Source organism: Halanaerobacter jeridensis, assembly GCF_016908315.1.
Classification (GTDB): domain Bacteria; phylum Bacillota; class Halanaerobiia; order Halobacteroidales; family Halobacteroidaceae; genus Halanaerobacter; species Halanaerobacter jeridensis.
On sequence record NZ_JAFBDQ010000019.1, the window covers coordinates 30,448 to 47,367 of the forward strand.

17 protein-coding genes are annotated in these 16,920 nt (G+C 30.7%); 16 read left to right on the forward strand and 1 reads right to left on the reverse strand.

Annotation, left to right across the window (positions count from 1 at the left end):
* Positions 1-81: 81 nt before the first annotated feature.
* From JOC47_RS13590 to JOC47_RS13650, 13 genes are all read left to right on the forward strand, one after another.
* On the forward strand, positions 82-819 hold the full coding sequence (locus JOC47_RS13590) for a GntR family transcriptional regulator (RefSeq protein ID WP_204702772.1): 738 nt from the start codon (positions 82-84) through the stop codon (positions 817-819).
* Positions 820-1,014: 195 nt separating this feature from the next.
* Positions 1,015-2,169, forward strand: coding sequence for a BMP family lipoprotein (locus tag JOC47_RS13595; RefSeq protein WP_204702774.1), 1,155 nt, complete (start codon positions 1,015-1,017; stop codon positions 2,167-2,169).
* A gap of 164 nt (positions 2,170-2,333) precedes the next feature.
* Complete coding sequence (locus JOC47_RS13600) at positions 2,334-3,845, forward strand: ABC transporter ATP-binding protein (RefSeq protein WP_204702776.1); 1,512 nt, start codon at positions 2,334-2,336, stop codon at positions 3,843-3,845.
* Between the two features lie 19 nt (positions 3,846-3,864).
* Complete coding sequence (locus tag JOC47_RS13605; RefSeq protein ID WP_204702778.1) at positions 3,865-4,926, forward strand: ABC transporter permease; 1,062 nt, start codon at positions 3,865-3,867, stop codon at positions 4,924-4,926.
* A 2-nt stretch (positions 4,927-4,928) separates the two neighbouring features.
* Positions 4,929-5,828 (forward strand): ABC transporter permease, encoded by a 900-nt coding sequence (locus JOC47_RS13610; protein WP_204702780.1) that lies wholly within the window; start codon positions 4,929-4,931, stop codon positions 5,826-5,828.
* Between the two features lie 167 nt (positions 5,829-5,995).
* Positions 5,996-6,937: a helix-turn-helix domain-containing protein gene (locus JOC47_RS13615; protein ID WP_204702782.1), complete on the forward strand. Its 942-nt coding sequence runs from the start codon at positions 5,996-5,998 to the stop codon at positions 6,935-6,937.
* A 74-nt stretch (positions 6,938-7,011) separates the two neighbouring features.
* Entirely contained in the window at positions 7,012-7,731 is a 720-nt protein-coding gene (locus tag JOC47_RS13620) for a CPBP family intramembrane glutamic endopeptidase (protein WP_204702784.1), read from the forward strand.
* A gap of 30 nt (positions 7,732-7,761) precedes the next feature.
* Positions 7,762-8,991, forward strand: a complete 1,230-nt coding sequence (locus JOC47_RS13625) for a chloride channel protein (protein ID WP_204702786.1) — start codon at positions 7,762-7,764, stop codon at positions 8,989-8,991.
* Between the two features lie 13 nt (positions 8,992-9,004).
* Positions 9,005-9,751 carry a 5'/3'-nucleotidase SurE gene (gene surE, locus JOC47_RS13630; protein ID WP_204702788.1) on the forward strand — a complete coding sequence of 249 codons (747 nt, stop codon included), beginning with the start codon at positions 9,005-9,007 and terminating at the stop codon, positions 9,749-9,751.
* A gap of 58 nt (positions 9,752-9,809) precedes the next feature.
* Positions 9,810-10,196: a TIGR04086 family membrane protein gene (locus JOC47_RS13635; protein ID WP_204702790.1), complete on the forward strand. Its 387-nt coding sequence runs from the start codon at positions 9,810-9,812 to the stop codon at positions 10,194-10,196.
* Positions 10,197-10,271: 75 nt separating this feature from the next.
* Positions 10,272-10,727, forward strand: coding sequence for a hypothetical protein (locus tag JOC47_RS13640; RefSeq protein WP_204702792.1), 456 nt, complete (start codon positions 10,272-10,274; stop codon positions 10,725-10,727).
* A gap of 95 nt (positions 10,728-10,822) precedes the next feature.
* A complete protein-coding gene (locus JOC47_RS13645) occupies positions 10,823-11,296 on the forward strand; it encodes a CBO0543 family protein (protein WP_204702794.1) in 474 nt (157 codons plus the stop codon).
* 32 nt (positions 11,297-11,328) lie between these two features.
* Positions 11,329-12,864: a DEAD/DEAH box helicase gene (locus tag JOC47_RS13650; RefSeq protein ID WP_204702795.1), complete on the forward strand. Its 1,536-nt coding sequence runs from the start codon at positions 11,329-11,331 to the stop codon at positions 12,862-12,864.
* 56 nt (positions 12,865-12,920) lie between these two features.
* On the opposite strand, the gene JOC47_RS13655 is transcribed toward JOC47_RS13650, so the two are convergent.
* Positions 12,921-13,070: an aspartyl-phosphate phosphatase Spo0E family protein gene (locus JOC47_RS13655; protein WP_204702797.1), complete on the reverse strand. Its 150-nt coding sequence runs from the start codon at positions 13,068-13,070 to the stop codon at positions 12,921-12,923.
* 168 nt (positions 13,071-13,238) lie between these two features.
* Between JOC47_RS13655 and argC the strand changes: the two genes are divergently transcribed.
* From argC to JOC47_RS13670, 3 genes are all read left to right on the forward strand, one after another.
* Positions 13,239-14,270 carry an N-acetyl-gamma-glutamyl-phosphate reductase gene (gene argC / locus JOC47_RS13660; protein ID WP_204702799.1) on the forward strand — a complete coding sequence of 344 codons (1,032 nt, stop codon included), beginning with the start codon at positions 13,239-13,241 and terminating at the stop codon, positions 14,268-14,270.
* Between the two features lie 254 nt (positions 14,271-14,524).
* Positions 14,525-15,193, forward strand: a complete 669-nt coding sequence (locus JOC47_RS13665) for an outer membrane beta-barrel protein (protein WP_204702801.1) — start codon at positions 14,525-14,527, stop codon at positions 15,191-15,193.
* Between the two features lie 39 nt (positions 15,194-15,232).
* Positions 15,233-16,920, forward strand: a 1,688-nt coding sequence (locus JOC47_RS13670) for a leucine-rich repeat domain-containing protein (protein ID WP_204702803.1), incomplete at its 3' end; no start/stop codon positions are given.

A 16,920-nucleotide genomic window follows, 5' to 3' on the forward strand; every position in this document is an offset into this window, starting at 1 on the left:
ATAAAAGAGACTGATGCAAATAGTCTCTTTTATATTTGCAAACATTTGTCAGACGTCTAGTATTTACTAAAGGAGGATTTTATGAGTAGAATAAGACCAGATTCTAGACCGCTTTATATTTTAGTAAAAGAAAAGATTGATGAACAAATAGCTGATGGGACTTATCAGCCAGGGGAACAACTGCCTTCTGAAGCTAAATTATCTGAGGAGTTAGGAGTTAGCCGGGCGACTTTACGCGAGGCCCTGCGAATTTTAGAAAAGGAAGGTAAAGTTAATCGTCGCCAAGGAGTTGGAACCTTTATTACTGAGAAAGTAGCGCTGTTTAAAAGTGGTATTGGAGAATTGAATAGTATCACAGAAACAATTGAATCTATGGGATTAGAGGCAGGTACTAATAATTTAAATTTAGAGTTAGGAGTATTAGATGAGACTTTAGCTCAAGAGTTTGAAATTAGTTCTGATAGAGAATTAGCAGTTATTAATCGTACTAGAACAGCTAATGATGAAGCTGTAGCTTATTGTAAAGATTATGTACCTCAATTTTATTTACCAGATGATGTTACTGAGACAGATTTAGAAGAATCATTATTTGATTTCTTACAGCAAAGTTGTGGTATTTATATTACTTATGCTGTAGCTGATATTCTTCCTGTTGCAGCAGATAAATTTTTAGCAAAACAGTTAGGAGTGGAAGAAGGGACAGCATTATTATTATTAAAACAGATGCATTATGATGATCGTGATAATCCATTATTATATTCCAAAAATTATTTCAGAAGTGATAAGTTTGAATTTCATGTAGTTAGAAATAGGAATTGAGAATAAGCTTAAGGATAAGAAATAAGGTTAAGTAAAAGTCTAAGAGTTAAAATTAAGGTGAAGTAGGTTGATTATAGTTCTTGTAGCAATTCATTTACACTTAGACTTAAGCTCAAACTCAGATTTAAACTCAGATTTAAACTTAGATTCAAACTTAAGCTTATACTCAACCTTAAAATTATAGGAGGGAAAAGAATGAGAAAAAAATCATTACTTGTAGTCACAGTTTTATTAGTTATGGCTTTAGTAGCTGGGTGTTCTGGAGGGCAAGAAGCAACGAATGAACAATCATCTGAACAAGCACAGCAGCAAGAAGAAGAGTTGAAAGTAGGTATTGTCTTATCTAGTGGTGGAAAAGGAGATAAGTCATTTAATGATTCAGCATTGAGAGGTTTGAGTCGAGCTGAAGAAGAAGGTTTGATTTCTAATTATAAGTACTTAGAACCAAAGCAGGTTTCAGTGGTAGAAAAGAATTTGAGATTTTTAGCGGAGAATGGTTATGATTTAGTAATTGGAGTTGGCTTTATGCAAAAAGATGCATTAACTAAGGTATCAAAGGAATTTCCTGATACTAATTTTGCTATTGTTGATGAAGTAGTTGAAAATGATAATGTTGCTTCAATTACATTTAAAGAACATCATGGTTCATTTTTAACTGGAGCTTTTGCAGCTTTAATGACTAATCGTGATGAAATTGAAGGAATTAATGAGCAACAAGTAGTTGGCTTCTTAGGCGGCATGGATATGCCTTTAATTCATAAGTTTGAATTAGGTTATACTTCGGGAGTAGAATATATTAATAAAACCGAAGGAACTAATGTAAAAGCTAAAGTTGCTTATGCCGGTAGTTCTCCTGATGCCTTTAATGACCCTGCTAAAGGTAAAGAAATTGCGTTAGCTCAATATAATGCTGGAGCAGATATTATTTATCATGCTTCTGGTGGAACTGGTGGCGGATTATTTAATGCAGCTCAAAAGGAAAACCATTTTGCTATCGGGGTAGATTCAGACCAAGATTATATTGCACCAGGCTTTATTTTGACAACAATGCAGAAAAGAGTAGATAATGCTGTTTATGATGTAGTGCAAAGTCTTAAGAATGATAACTTTACTGCAGGAGTTAAAGAGTATGGTTTAGAAAAAGAAGGAATTAAAGTTTCTTTAAGTGGTTTAGCTCCAATGACTAAAGCTGCTTTAGAATCTGGGGATATTACTGAAGAACAGGCTGACAAGATTAGAGAAATGAAAGAAATGATTCCAAGTGAAATCAAAGATAAGATTAAGAAAATTAGAGATAAAATTATTGCTGGAGAAATTGATGTACCAAATTATTTAGAGCAGAACAACTAGTAATAAAGATAAATCGCTAAATATTGATTGCGTATTTAGATAAGCTCTAATTAAAGTGATTAGGGCTACACGGAGCAGAAATTTTCCTTAGATAAACTAAAAATACTAGGCAGGGCCAAGCCCTGCCTAGCTTATTGTTATGAGAATTAGGAAGGAGGATTTTCATGGATTCTATTTTAGAGCTGAAAAATATTACTAAAAAGTTTCCTGGGGTATTAGCTAATGACCAGGTTAATTTTGATTTGAAAAAAGGAGAGATCCATGCTTTAGTAGGAGAAAATGGAGCAGGGAAATCTACCTTAATGAATGTTCTCTTTGGAATTTATCAACAGGAAGAAGGAGAGGTTTTCTATAAAGGTCAAGAATTAGATATTGATGGTCCTGAAGATGCTATTGATTTAGGAATTGGGATGGTGCACCAGCATTTTATGCTAGTCCCTACCTTGACTGTAGCTGAAAACATTATTTTAGGTGATGAAATCACAACGGGTTTAGGTCATTTAGACATTAAGCAAGCGACTAAAGAAGTTGCAGAATTATCTGATAAATATGGTTTAGATGTAGACCCTCAAGCTAAGATAAAAGATATTCCGGTGGGCATGGAACAGCGAGTAGAAATACTTAAAGCTTTGTATCGGGAAGCGGAAGTGTTGATTTTAGATGAGCCAACTGCTGTTTTAACACCACAAGAGGTCAAAGAATTATATAAAATTATGGATTTTTTAGCAGAACAAGGAAAATCAATAATCTTTATTACTCATAAATTACAGGAAGTTCTAGCGGTATCAGATCGGGTTACGGTTTTGAGAGATGGGAAGTCAATTGGGACTGTAAAAACTGAAGCGACATCTGAACCAGAATTGGCAGAAATGATGGTTGGTCGAGAAGTATTGTTAGAAGTAGATAAAAAACCAGCTGAGCCTGGAGAACTAGCAGTAGAAGTTAATAATTTATCAGCTCAAAATAATCGGGGTGTGAAAGCGTTAAATGATGTTTCTTTCTCAATTAAAGAAGGAGAAATTTTAGGTGTGGCTGGAGTAGAAGGAAATGGACAAACTGAATTAGTTGAGGTCTTAACTGGTTTAAGGGAAGCGACAACAGGAGAGTTTGAATTAAAAGGAAATGAATTATTAAATCATTCGGCTAGAGATATTAAAGGATCTAAAGTAGCTCATGTGCCCGAAGATAGGCATAAGCATGGTTTAGTACTTGATTATACAATTGAAGATAATTTAATTTTAGGCTATCATCATCAACAACCTTTTGCCCAAGGAATTAACTTTAATTTTGCTGAATTAGAAAAGCATGCTGAAGAATTGATTTCTGAGTATGATATTAGACCGAGAGATAAAGATGCATTGGCCCGGTCTTTATCAGGTGGAAATCAACAAAAAGTGATTGTAGCTCGTGAATTTGCAATGGATCCTGAATTTTTAATTGCTTCTCAACCAACCCGAGGAGTAGATATTGGTGCGATTGAATTTATTCATCAACAGATTATTAATCAGCGTGATGAAGGTAAGGCTGTATTATTAGTGTCAGCTGAGTTATCAGAAATTATGTCTTTAAGTGATAGAATTGCTGTCATGTATGAAGGAGAAATAGTAGATATTTTAGAAGTTGAAGAAGCAACAGAAGAAAAATTAGGCTTATTAATGGCTGGTGGACAAATTTAGGATGCTAGGAGGGTCAGTAATGTTTGAGAATATTGAGTGGAAGAAAATAATGAAAGAATTATCCATTCCTTTATTAGCTATTGTTTCATCTTTCATAATTGGGACAATTGTTTTGTTAGCAACTGGATATCCTCCAGTTGAAACTTATAGTGCTCTATTAAAAGGAGCTTTTGGAGGATTAAACAATATTTCAGATACTTTATTAGCCTCTACTCCTTTAATTTTCACTGGATTAGCAGTTGCTTTTGCTTTTCGTTGTGGGCTGTTTAATATTGGTGCTGAAGGACAGATAATAGTAGCTGGTTTAGCAGCAGCTTGGGTTGGAACGTGGACTGGACTACCATTAGTTATTCATATTCCTTTAACTCTTATTGCAGCTGCATTAGCAGGAGCATTATGGATTTTTATTCCTGCCTTTTTAAAAGCAAAGTTAGGAGTTCATGAAGTAATTACAACAATTATGTTCAATTATATTGCTTTTAGTTTTACGGCTTATTTTAATTTGAAAGTTTTAGCTAAGCCTGGGCAAATTCAAACGCCTGATATTAAGTCTAGTGCTTATTTATGGCGTTTGTCTAATTGGATAGAAATGCATTCTTATTTAAATTTAGGTTTCATTTTGGCTTTATTAGTAGCTGGGTTTATTTATTATTTATTGTGGAAAACCACAATTGGTTATGAAATTAGAGCTGTAGGTAGTAATGCAGATGCAGCTGAATATGGCGGTATTGATTCTACCAAAATGATTTTAGTAGCTATGTTGATTAGTGGAGCTTTAGCTGGTCTAGGAGGCGCTGAGAGAACAATGGGTTTATATCATAACTTTAGAAATGGTTTTTCTCCTGGTTACGGCTTTACAGGCATAGCAGTAGCTTTATTAGGTCGTAATCATCCAGTGGGAGTAGTTTTAGCAGCCATTTTGTTTGGAGCTTTAACTAATGGACGTAATTATATGAATATGTTAGCTGGTGTGCCAGTAGATTTAGTTAATATTTTGCAAGCGATTATAATCTTATTTGTAGCTTCAGATCTATTATTTAGAAGAATGTTGAATTATAAATCTGAAGGGGGGCAGAATTAATAATGGAGATATTAGAGGTGTTAAAACAAATTTTTAATTTACAGACATTTAGTTCTACACTACGGATGGCTACTCCATTAATTTTGGCCGCCTTAGGAGGAATTTTTTCCGAACGTTCTGGAGTAATTAATATTGCTTTAGAGGGTATGATGTTAGCAGGAGCGTTTGTGGCGGTAGTAGTTAGTCATTTTACGGCTAGCCCATGGCTAGGTGTAGTAGGAGCAGTAATATTCAGTGGTTTATTTGCTTTGATTCATGCAGTAGTAAGTATTGAATATCATGCTAAACAGGTAGTTAGTGGTGTGGCTTTAAACATGTTAGCGGCCGGGGGAACAGTATTTTTATTGAACATTTTATTTAATACTTCTGGAACTTCTCCTTCAGTCAATTCTTTATCCTATTGGGGAAATTTTAAACCAACCGTTTATTTGGCTTTAGTAGCAGTAGGAATTACTTATTATATTTTATTTTATACATCTTTTGGGCTACGGGTTAGATCAGTTGGAGAACATCCTCATGCAGCTGATTCGTTAGGAATTAGTGTTAAAAAGATTAGATATATTTGTGTAGTTACTAGTGGGATGTTAGCTGGATTAGGTGGAGCACATATGTCCGTAGGAACCTTAGATGTATTTAGAGAAGGTATGACTGCTGGACGAGGTTTTATTGCCTTAGCTGCCATGATTTTTGGTAAGTGGCATCCTGTAGGAGCATTAGGAGCTAGTTTATTGTTTGGATTTTTCCAAGCATTACAGATTAGATTACAGGGAGTACTCCCGATTCCAGGAGAGTTTATTCAAATGATTCCTTATATCTTTACAGTGATTGCTTTAGCTGGAGTAATAGGAAAAGCAACTCCTCCCCAGGCTAGTGGTAAACCATTCAAAAAAGGAGAAAGATAAAATTTTAAAATAATATGAAATAATTAACGTTAAAATCTCATATAGATAGTAAAAAATAAACCAGGATATCCTGGTTTATTTTTTTGTATAAATATAAAGGAATTATAGTAACTAGTGTGGAAATAATAATCATAAGTGTTTTTTTTTATTGGGGAGGAGGGAAAAATTTGAAAGAGCTAGGTATTAAGTTTAAAGAAAAAAGGGAAAAATTAGATATTCCATTAGCTCAAGCAAGAAATGAAACTAAGATTAGAATGACTTATTTAAAAGCAATTGAAGAGGGCAATTTTGAGGAAGTAGAACGAGAAGTTTATTTAAAAGGGTTCTTAAAGGTGTATGCTAACTATCTAGGCTTAGATGAGCGTAAAATATTGCAAGAATATAGAGAATATAAAAAGATAAAAGAGCAAGAAAATCAACCCGAAGAGCAGTTAGCAGAAGATAAGAATAAAAAAACAATTGGAGAAAGAATTAAAGAAGTTATTGATGAACATCAAAATAAATTTTTATATGCTTTTATGACGGGGATTATTCTGCTAATTATTGTAGCAGTTTTATTTTTGGGAACTATGATTTATAATTCATTTAGTTCAGGTTCGGGGAGTATAAACTGGTTATCGAATTTTGAGAGTTATATCAATAAAATAGATATGGAAAATCAAGACAATAATTCTTCGCAAACAGAAATAGATTCAACAACTGAAAATGATAATGATAATTTAGTTACAGAAAATCAATCTAAGCCAGAACAGGAAGAAAGTAAAGTAAATAAAGATAATAATCAGCCACAAGAAGTGAAAAATAGTAAAGAAAGTGAAGTACAAAACTTAAATAATGACCAAAAAATGAAGGAAGAAGTAAAAGAAGAGCAAATAAATTTAACAGTTAAAGCTATAGCTAATAGTTGGTGTGTGGTTGAGATAAATGGCGATTCAGTATTTAAAGGTACACTAAAAAAAGGAACTACTAAAAGTTTTAAAGGAAAAAATATAAAACTAAAAATCGGTAATGGTGCAGGAATAAAAATTGTTAAAAATGGTCAAGAACTTGGCCCATTTGGTAAGGCAGGAGAAGTAGTTGTTAAAGAATATTCAATAAAGTCTGATTAAGTAGGGATAAAATGAATAACAATTAAAATAATAATGTTTATCAACTTAGTTGGCGGTAGGAAGGCGGTAACTTAATGATAGACCTGTTTAAAATTAAAGATGATTTATGGAATTTAGGAGATATTTTATTAATTTCAATTATTGTCTTTGGGGGACGAATTCCTATTTATCAGATTACTAAAATTATTTTTTCTTCTAGTTCTTTATTGATTTTGAATTTTATTGTACACTTAATACAATCGTTGTTATTAGTCTGTTTAACTTTAAGCTTTGTTGTTTTTAAATACAATCATTCATTAACTTTTTTTGGATTAAAGAAGATAAAACCTGTAAAAAATATAAATTATGGACTACTTGGTGGCATATTTATTTGGCTATTGATTACTTTGATTAATAATTGCATTTATGTAGTTACTACTGAATTTTTTCAATGTAGACCAGCTACACAAGCTGCAGTGAAAAGTTTATTGAGCTCGGAAAATTTATTTTTATTTCTAGTTCATAGTTTATTAATTGTAATTATTGCCCCTATTACAGAAGAAATATTTTTTAGAGGTTTTATTTATCTTTACTGTAAGAATAAAGTGGGGATTAAATGGGGAATAATCATCAGTGCGTTAGTATTTGGATTAGCTCATTTTAACTTTTGGATTTTCTTACCTACTTTTAGTGGAGGAATTATTTTAGCTTGGATTTATGAACAAACCGACTCGCTATATCCTGCGATGATTGCTCATGGGACTTGGAATGGGATAATTATTGTTTTGCTTTATATTTTATGGGGAGTAGGTTGATTGTATGCCAAATTTAATTAGGTGATAATTATGAGAAGTAATTTTTATGAATCCATTGTAATATACATATTAAAATGGTTAGTATTGAGTTTTTTATTAGGATTCTTAGGAGCTAATTTAGTTTTAACTTTGCAATTAGGAATTGATAGTTTACGTAATTTATTAGATTATACTACTTTTTTTACTCCTCTTATTGGAGGAGCTTTAGTTGGATTAATTATTTATTATTTTGATGATAGGTCCAGTGGTTTAGGAACTAATCGTTATATTGAATATGCTAAGCGAGATCGACCGATTAGTGGAGCGGGAAAATTATTAGTTACTAAGTTTATTAATAGTAGTATAACCTTAGGATTGATGGGAGTAGAAGGATTAGTAGGGCCAATCTTATTGTTAGGTAGTAGCCTGGCTTCATTTATAGAACAATTAGCAGAAAAATTACAAATAGAATTATTAACTGAAGAAAACGAATATCGAGTCCTAAATGTTTGTGGTGCTGCAGCAACTTTAGGACCATTGCTAGGTGCTCCAATAGGAAGTGGTATTTTTGTCAGTGAGGTATTATATCAATCTTCTTTAAATTATAATGATCTATTTCCAGCCATACTATCTAGTAGTTTTGGCTATTTTTTCTATAATTTATTTTATCAAACCTCGAGTTTAGACTATAATATTTATTTACCTAATTTAACCCCTCATAATATTTTATTAGTAATTGTAGTAGCTTTAATTGCTGGATTTGTAGGTCAGGGTATAATTTGGATTTATGATGGTGTAGACCAGTGGTTTGATGGTTTGTCTATTAATTTAATTTTTAAACCATTAATAGCTGGAATTATTGTGATGTTATTAATTAGAATATTTAATATTAATGAAGTTATTAATAAAGTAAAAATAGAACAAATTATTTTTACTGGTTTATCTGCTAAAGTTTTAATTTCATTATTAATATTTAAGATTTTAATTACAGTGATAGTGATTAGTAGTGGAGGAAGTGTAGCAATGGTAGATACTGCTGTAGTAACTGGTGGTTTATTGGGGAATTTATTACACTTTGTAATTCCATTACCCTTGAACTTATTAGTTGTTACAGGTATGTCGGCAATTTTAGCTTCTGTAGCTAATGTGCCATTAGCCACTATAATTTTAATTTCAGAAATATTTGGTGTAAATCTTAGTTTGGCGATTGTTTTAGGTAGTATAGTGGGGTTTTTAATTGGTCGTGCTCAAACTGTTTATCAATATTTAGAAATAGAATAAAGGAGAGATAAAATTGAAAATATTACTAACAAATGATGATGGAATTTTTGCTCCAGGAATTAGAGCTTTATGCAAAGAATTAGAAAAAGACCATGATGTAACTGTTGTAGCCCCAGATAGAGAAAGAAGTGCAGCTGGGCATGCAATTACTATTCATTATCCGCTGCGTGTTAAAGAGATGGAGTTTGATGGGATTAATTCTAAATGTATTGCAGTCGATGGTACTCCAGCAGATTGTGTTAAAATTGCTTATGAGGCTTTAATTGATGAAAAAATAGATTTATTAATATCCGGAATTAATATTGGTCCTAATTTAGGGAGAGATGTTTTATACTCTGGTACAGTATCGGCAGCGATTGAAGGCTTGTTGTTAGGGTTACCATCAATTGCTGTATCTTTAGTTGCTGATGACCATTGGGATTTTAAAGATAGTGCTAAATATATGAGAAAATTCGTAAAAGAATATCAGCAGCAGGATTTAAAAAAGGACGTACTATTAAATATTAATATTCCAATTGATTATAAGGAGGGAACTAAAGTAACTGAATTAGGAGATAGAGGTTATACTAATAGTTTTGAGGAAAGACTCGATCCTCGTGAGCAAAAGTATTATTGGTTGGCTGGAGAACTAGTTGAAGAAGGAACAGCAGAAGGTACTGATGTTACTGCAGCTAAAAATAATTTTATTTCTATTACTCCCATTAAACTTAATTTGACTTCTCATGATCACTTAGAAGAACTAAAAAAATGGAATATATAGTAATAAATTTCTCCTCTATGAAATAATTTATAATAAACTATCATGGAGGAGATTTTTTATGTTTGATATTCAGAAAGATAAAGCTAGTATGAAATTAACTGGAGTTCTATTAGGTTTAAGTATTAGTATTTTATTGTTATTGCTAGGATTAGTTATAGTTTCTTTTATAATTAATTTTGTTAATATTAGTAGTTTAACTACTGATAAAATTATGTCTATAATTAATTATAGTGTAGTTTTTATAGGTGGATTAATAGCTGCATATACTTCTAAAAATAAAGGTTGGCTTAATGGAGGATTAGTAGGTTTAATTTATATAGTAATTCTAATTATTTTGGGTAGTTTTATGACTACTTTAGTTTTTTCAGGTAGTTTATTATTAAAAATACTAACTGTGTGTTTGATTTCTGCTTTAGGAGGGATTATTGGAATTAATATGGTTTAGTCGTTATTAGTTTATGATTCTTTTTTAATAAATTAATTATTAATAGTTTGGCTCCAAATTAGAAAGTGGGTGGTCATGATTGAAAAAAAGAAGATCGAAATAAAATTTGATGATGAAGATTCTTGGGAGAGAATATCTGAGTTAGTAGCAAAAGCTTTTATTCGGTGGCAGTCTTCGCTAAAAGAGAAGACTAAAGCAGAATTAATTGATGAGTTTTTTGTGATTCCTACAATTACTTTTATTTTAGGAACAATTACAACAGGTTTTTTAAAACAGATTGGAGAAGAAATATGGTCTAATTTAAAAAAAGTAGTCAGTGAAAGTAATATTTGTCGCCCTAAACCTAATATGAAACTAAACTTTAATTATGAAGGAGTTCAATTTATTGTAGAAGTAGAGCATAATGATTTACAGACCCTACATCGAGTTTTAAAAAATTTAGATGACATTATTAAAGGGATTTCTAAGGAAGAAGAACAGAAAGTAAAGTTTATTTTAGGGGAGAATGGAAAATTTAAAAGAAAGTTTTAAATATTTAGCACCTAACTAGGTGCTTTTTTTGTATGTAATTTATAGCTGAGGATATACTATAAGTAAGTTGAATTAATTCCGAGGAGGGTCAATTTGTGAGTATTAGTCTAATTTGGATTTATTTATTTGCTGGATTAACAATATTACTATTCTTAATAGTTCCTAGAAAACAAGTCATGAAATTATTGCCTTTTGGCTTTATAGCAGGGTTTGGATTAGCCTTTATTTTACAGTACTTTGCTGTTAATATTTTCAGATGGTGGAAATTCAACTATGCTTTAGTAGATGTTTTAAATGCTCCAGTAGGAGTGTCATTGAGTTGGGTACCTGCAGTAATGATTTTTGCTTATTTTTGGCAAGAAGCAGATTCGAAATTGAAACAGTTAATTTATATTATTATTTTTTCTTTAGGTACTACAATAGTTGAATATAGTTTTGTCATATTAGATTATAGACAATATATTAATTGGAATGTCTATTTAACTTTTATTTTAGCTTTTATAATTCATAGTATATTAGCTGCTTATCTATATTTGAATACAGAAAAAAATATTGTTTATTCTTCATAAAATCTAAATCAACCATCTATGGGGTGAATCTAATGACAGTAAATCAAAAAGATGATTTATTAGCTATGCAAGAATTAAATGAATATTGGCAGCAACAAGACTTTAAATTATTACCCCATCAATACCGAACAGTTACTAAAGTTATTAAGCAATTAGATGGGCGCGCTTTATTAGCTGATGAAGTAGGATTAGGGAAGACAATTGAAGCAGGAATGATTTTAAAAGAATATTTACTAAGAGGGTTAGTAGAGACATGTTTGATTTTAACTCCTGTTTCTTTAGGTTTTCAATGGTGGCGTGAATTAAATGATAAATTTAAAATAAATCTATATAATAATCGCAAGGGCAAGGGGTGGCATTATTTCAATGTAATAATTTCTTCTTTAGATAGAGCTAAGCGTGAACCACATCGGAGTGCAATTTACAAAAGAGGTTTTGATTTGGTTATAGTAGATGAAGCACACAGGCTTAAAAATGAAGCAACAATGAACTGGAAATTTGTAAATAACATTCCTAAAAAATATTTATTATTATTGACTGCAACGCCTTTGCAAAATGATTTGAAAGAGTTATATAATTTAATTAATTTACTGCGGCCTGAATTATATCAAGATTATAATGATTTTAAAGCAAGGCATGTTGATGGCAAAAGACAAATACAAAATTTATCAATGCTACAAGAACAATTATCACAGGTTATGATTAGAAATAAACGAGAAGATTTTAAATTAGCAACTGATAATAATAGAGAGTTAGAATTACTTCCGGTAGAATTAACAACGGAGGAAAGAAAATTATATGAGATGATAACTAAATTAGTACAGCAAAAATATAAAAGTCAGAGTAGTAATAGCTCATTTCAATTATTAACCCTACAACGTGAAGTGTGTAGTAGTTCTTTTGCTGTAGCTAAGTCTTTGCAGAGGATGCTAGAAAAATCTCAATACCAATCAATTTGGACTGAGCTTAAAGATATATTAAAGTTAGCTACTGAAATTACTAATAATCAAAAGTTAACAGTAGTAAAAAAAATTATGGCTAAAACTGATACAAAAGTGATTATCTTTACAGAATATAAAGCTACCCAACAATATTTAGGATATAATTTATACCATCAGGGATATAATCCCATATTTTTTAGTGGTGATTTATCAGATAGTCAAAAGGAATGGGCTAAAGCTAGATTTGAAAATGAGGGAGATATTTTAATTAGTACTGAAGCAGGGGGGCAAGGGATTAATTTGCAATTTTGTAATACAATTATTAATTATGATTTACCTTGGAATCCTATGAAATTGGAACAGCGGATTGGTAGAGTAGATCGCTTAGGACAAACTAATGATGTTGTAGTTTATAATTTGATTACTACTGAAACTATAGAAGAAAGAATATTAGCTTTATTATTTGAAAAAGTAGACTTGTTTGAGACGGTAACGGGGGATCAACTGCAGTTATTGCTAAATGAAAAGCAATTAGAAAATGATGAGCTATTAAGCTGTTCCAATCAATTAACTGATATTGATTATCGAGCTGATTTAGGGCAATTAAGGGAAAAATATCTTCATTAATATTTTGAGCACAAAAAAGCAGGGCCTAATTAGGCTCTGCTTTTATAAATTATTATTTAATCATAAAATTTGTTAATTAATTCATCTAATTTACGGCTAATTTTAATCATTTCTTCCTTGCTCAGAGCTTCATTATTTTGACTGGCTTGATTTAATTTGTCTCTTAATTTTTCAATTTCTTTTTTTAGTTCAGCTTTATTATTCATTAAAACATAAAACCCCCAGTTTAGAATATAGTTAATAATTGTTGCAACTTTAGTTTGACTATGATTTAATTTAATTATGCATTATTTAAAAAGAAAACTCTTGTATTTTTATACTTTGTTATGTATAATTATTAACAACTTGATTATTTTTATCAGGAGGGATTTTCAATGAAAGTAAGTATTATAGGAGCAACAGGTTATACTGGAGCTGAATTAATTCGCTTATTAACTCAACATCCTCAAGTTGAGGTAGAAATTATTACTTCTAATAGTTTTGTAGGGAAAAAAATTTCAGATATTTATCCCAATTTAACAGGAATTATAGATATGAAGTGTAAAGAATTAAATGTAGAAGAGATTGCTGAAAAAACTGAAGTTGCCTTTACGGCTTTACCCCATGGCGTGTCAATGGATATTGTACCGCAATTAGTAGAGCGAGGTTTAAAAGTGATTGATTTAAGTGGTGATTATCGCTATCAAGATTTAGATACTTATCAAGCGTGGTATAAAGAACACAGTAGTCCTGAGCTATTAGCAAAGGGGACTTATGGTTTAGCAGAATATAATAGCTTAAAAATTAAAGATAGTAGTTTAGTAGCTAATCCAGGTTGTTATCCTACTGCATCTTTATTGGCTTTAATGCCTTTAGTAGAAAATTCTTTAGTTGAAAAAGAAGGGATTATAGTTGATGCTAAATCAGGTACTACTGGTGCAGGAAGAAAATTATCCCGGGGAACGCATTTTTCGGAGACCGAAGGTAATTTTAAAGCTTATAAAGTAGCCAATCATCGTCATAGATCAGAAATAGAAGAAAAATTATCTTTGGCCCAAACTGATGATGTGCAGCTTACTTTTACTCCTCATTTGTTGCCGGCTAAAAGAGGTATTTTAGCTACTATTTATGCAGACTTGGCTTGTGATAAGTCTACCGAAGAATTAATTCATTATTATCATGAATTTTATGATGGAGCTAATTTTGTGCGAATTTTAGATAATAAATTACCACAGTTAAAGTATGTAGTAGGTTCTAATTATTGTGATATTGGAGTAAAAGTAGATCAAGAGCGAAATCAAGTTATTATTATTTCAGCAATTGACAATTTGATTAAAGGTTCCGCTGGTCAAGCAATTCAAAATTTGAATTTAATGGCTGGTTGGGATGAGACACCAGGGTTGAAACAGATAGGAATGTATTTATAGATTTTCAGCTGTGAGTTAAAAACTTGCAGCTGATTTTTTTATTTTTTGTGAGGTTATAATCCATAAATTTATTTACATAATTATACTATATTAAACTTATTATGTAAATAAATTATTTTTAAATAGAGCTGTGAAATATAACTTATATGTGGTTGCCTCAGTTATATGGAGTGAATGGCAAACCCACCTGTAGTCTTAACAAAGATTACAGTTTTTTTATTTTTTGCATAGCTCTATAAATAGGGGGAATGAAAATGAAGAAAATGATTTTATTAGTATTAATGATGATTGTAGTCAGTTCAGTAGTGGTAGAAGCTAAAGGAAAAGGTGGAAGTATTGAAATTGTTGGAGGGGCTAAAGTGGCAAAATTAGATTATGCACTCAAAATTAATGGTAACGAAGTAGATTGGTCTAAGCAAAGTGAAGCAGTTATAGATAATTTAAGTAAGCCGACAGGAGTTTATTTAGGTGGTATTTATTGGGTGACTAACAATAAAGGAATTGAGATAGGAGTAAGTTCTTTGGGAAGTTCATTTTCAGGAACTATCGACGGTAAAGCAACTGAAAAGACAAATGAATTCATAGAAATTTATGGAAAGTATAATTATCAAGCCAATCAATATTTTAGATTTAATGCAGGGCTTACATATTGTTCATTTAGCGAAGAAGATAAAATAGCAGCAGAAAATTTTTCGGAAGTAGTAGAAGAAGGATCTGGTGTAGGGCTTAATGTAGGAGCAGGAATGAAATTACCTGTAACAGATAATTTATCATTAACCGGAGAAGTCAACTATAGTCTGTTAAATATTATGATTGACCAAGGTTATGATCATAACAAAGATAAGCTAGTTAGATTAGACTATGATCGAGAATATGTGTTAAACCCGCTTGCTGCTAAAATAGGAATTAGTTATCGGTTTTAGGAGAGAATAATAATTATTAAAAAGTAGGAGCTGAAGCCAATGAAAAGATATAGGAAATTATTAATTTCATTATTGCTATTAGGAGTCATTATAATTGCTGTTGGAATGAGTTTTAATCCACTTAATGGAGAAACAGTAGAAATAAAAGATGATAGTTTTGAAAAGGCAGTCAGAACGATTATAGATAAACCATTTGGTTCAATAAGCAAAAGTGATGTAGCTCAAATAAAAGAAATTCATGTTCAAGGTGATGCAGTAGATACAGGAGCGAGATGGAAGCGGATAGGTAAGATTAAAAGTTTAGATGGGATTGAGCATTTCAAGAATTTAGAGATTTTATATATTGTTAGATCAGATGTAGAGAATATAAGTGGGCTACATGGATTAAAAAAATTGAAGGAAATAATTTTGATGAGTAATGAAATAAAAGATATAAGTTCTTTAAAAAATTTACCTAATTTAAAAGATTTAGCTCTTACGGGAAATGAGATTGAGGATTTAGAATCTTTACCTCAGATTACTAGTTTAGAAGAGTTGATATTGGGAAATAATGAAATAAAAGATATAACCCCTTTAGCTAAGTTAAATAATTTAGAAGAGTTATATTTAGGGGGGAATAATATAAAAAATACAAATCCATTATCAAACTTAGTTAATTTAACGTTTTTATCTATTTTAGATAATGAAATAAAAGATATAAGCCCATTATCTAAATTATCTTCATTAAAATATTTAAATATTAATAAAAATCAAATTAAAAATATAGATTCTTTAGGTGAATTAAAGAATCTATATGGTCTAAGTATGAAAGATAATCAAATAAAAGATATAACTCCTTTAGCTAATTTGAAGAATTTAAATTCAGTAAAAATGTATCGTAATAATCTTGAGAAAGGAAATCAATTCAAATTAAGCTTAGTAATCAATCAATTACAGAGTAGAGGAGTAGAAGTAGATTATGAAGATTATTGGATAGATAAAAAGTTTGAGTTAGTTATTGATGAAGGTCAAGGAGATATAGATATAAGCTATCAAGGGGATCAGACTATTAAGTGTAAAGCAGAGCCCCGGAAGGGTTGGTATTTTGACCATTGGGAAGGAACAAAATCTAAAAAAGGCAATCCGGTTAAGTTACAAATAAAAGAAGGCAGCAGTAAAAAGCTCAGAGCTGTATTTAAAGAAAAAGATCCAGCAGTAGATAAAGAAATCGTCTTTAAAGATATAGTTTTAGAGAAATTAATTCGGAATAAGATAGGTAAAGAATCTGGATCACTTATGAAAAGTGATTTAAGAGGAATTGAGGAATTAAAGGAAAAAGAAGAAATAGGAGATATAGAGTTCTTGAATGGGATTCAATATTTGAAAGATTTGAGGAGTTTAGAATTGGAAGGAAATGAAATCAAGGATATAACTGTGTTATCAGAATTAAAAAAGTTAGAAAGACTTAATCTTAATCAAAATGAAATAAGAGATATAACTTCTTTATCAGGTTTAAATAATTTAAAAAGATTAGAACTATCTAGTAATAGATTAAATGAAATAGATTCTTTAGAATCTTTAGTAACTTTAATTTATTTAGATATTGGAGGGAATAAGGTAAAAAAATTAAATAATTTAAAAAAATTATTAATTAATGGGAATGAAATAACAAATATAAATCCTATAGTAAATTTAAAAAAATTAAATAAATTAAGCTTAGCTTTAAATAAAATAAAAGATATAAATAT

Excerpts from the sequence above, each read along its gene's own strand:
- JOC47_RS13590 (WP_204702772.1), top strand. The coding sequence starts at position 82 with ATGAGTAGAATAAGACCAGATTCTAGACCGCTTTATATTTTAGTAAAA.
- JOC47_RS13595 (WP_204702774.1), top strand. The coding sequence starts at position 1,015 with ATGAGAAAAAAATCATTACTTGTAGTCACAGTTTTATTAGTTATGGCT.
- JOC47_RS13600 (WP_204702776.1), top strand. The coding sequence starts at position 2,334 with ATGGATTCTATTTTAGAGCTGAAAAATATTACTAAAAAGTTTCCTGGG.
- JOC47_RS13605 (WP_204702778.1), top strand. The coding sequence starts at position 3,865 with ATGTTTGAGAATATTGAGTGGAAGAAAATAATGAAAGAATTATCCATT.
- JOC47_RS13610 (WP_204702780.1), top strand. The coding sequence starts at position 4,929 with ATGGAGATATTAGAGGTGTTAAAACAAATTTTTAATTTACAGACATTT.
- JOC47_RS13620 (WP_204702784.1), top strand. The coding sequence starts at position 7,012 with ATGATAGACCTGTTTAAAATTAAAGATGATTTATGGAATTTAGGAGAT.
- JOC47_RS13625 (WP_204702786.1), top strand. The coding sequence starts at position 7,762 with ATGAGAAGTAATTTTTATGAATCCATTGTAATATACATATTAAAATGG.
- JOC47_RS13635 (WP_204702790.1), top strand. The coding sequence starts at position 9,810 with ATGTTTGATATTCAGAAAGATAAAGCTAGTATGAAATTAACTGGAGTT.
- JOC47_RS13640 (WP_204702792.1), top strand. The coding sequence starts at position 10,272 with ATGATTGAAAAAAAGAAGATCGAAATAAAATTTGATGATGAAGATTCT.
- JOC47_RS13650 (WP_204702795.1), top strand. The coding sequence starts at position 11,329 with ATGACAGTAAATCAAAAAGATGATTTATTAGCTATGCAAGAATTAAAT.
- JOC47_RS13655 (WP_204702797.1), bottom strand. The coding sequence starts at position 13,070 with ATGAATAATAAAGCTGAACTAAAAAAAGAAATTGAAAAATTAAGAGAC.
- argC (WP_204702799.1), top strand. The coding sequence starts at position 13,239 with ATGAAAGTAAGTATTATAGGAGCAACAGGTTATACTGGAGCTGAATTA.
- JOC47_RS13665 (WP_204702801.1), top strand. The coding sequence starts at position 14,525 with ATGAAGAAAATGATTTTATTAGTATTAATGATGATTGTAGTCAGTTCA.